The organism is Mitsuokella apri (genome assembly GCF_047974105.1).
Lineage (GTDB): Bacteria > Bacillota > Negativicutes > Selenomonadales > Selenomonadaceae > Mitsuokella.
In genome coordinates this window covers 1-596 of sequence record NZ_JBHYRS010000020.1, presented here as the reverse complement: position 1 = coordinate 596, position 596 = coordinate 1, and the positions used below count along the sequence as shown (strand labels likewise).

The following is a 596-nucleotide window of genomic DNA, read 5'->3' as shown; positions in this document are numbered from 1 at the left end:
AGATATTTAAAGTATTTGTATGGATTTATCTCGTTGACTTTAGCGGTCTCGAGAATGCTGTAAGCAGCGGCACTGGCGTCGGCGCCTTTCGGGCTGTCGCTGAATAGCCAGTTCTTGCGGCCAATGGTGAAGTTGCGGATGGCACGTTCGCAGATGTTATTGGAGAGCGCAATGTTGCCATCCTGCAGATAAGCCTGCAGCCCATCTTTATGACTCAGAGAATATTGGATGGCCTTGCCGAGCTTGGATTTTGGCAAGACTTTTGGCTGAATGTCTTCCAGCCATGCGAAATAAGCCTCCAGCTTGTCTTTTTCAAGCTGCAAGCGCTGTGCTTTTCGTTCGTCAGCAGAGAGCTCTGCAAGCCCCTTGTCGAGCGCAAAGAATTCGTCGATCCGCTCGATGGCCTGCTTGCAAGTGCTGCTCAGAATATCTTCTTCAGCAAGTCCTGGCGGGATGGCATCTACAAAGTACCTCCGAGCATGCGCCCAGCAGAAAGCATGCTCCCTACAGGATACTTTCTGGTAGCCAGTGTAGCCATCTGTTTCGAGGACGCCGTGGAAATCCTTGAGCAGTGCCTCAGCGTAACTGCCGCTGCG

General features: G+C 51.8%; 1 protein-coding gene. It reads right to left on the bottom strand.

The features are described from left to right. The coding region (gene tnpC, locus ACE419_RS11530; RefSeq protein WP_435722083.1) for an IS66 family transposase at nucleotides 1-596 on the bottom strand (596 nt) is incomplete at both ends.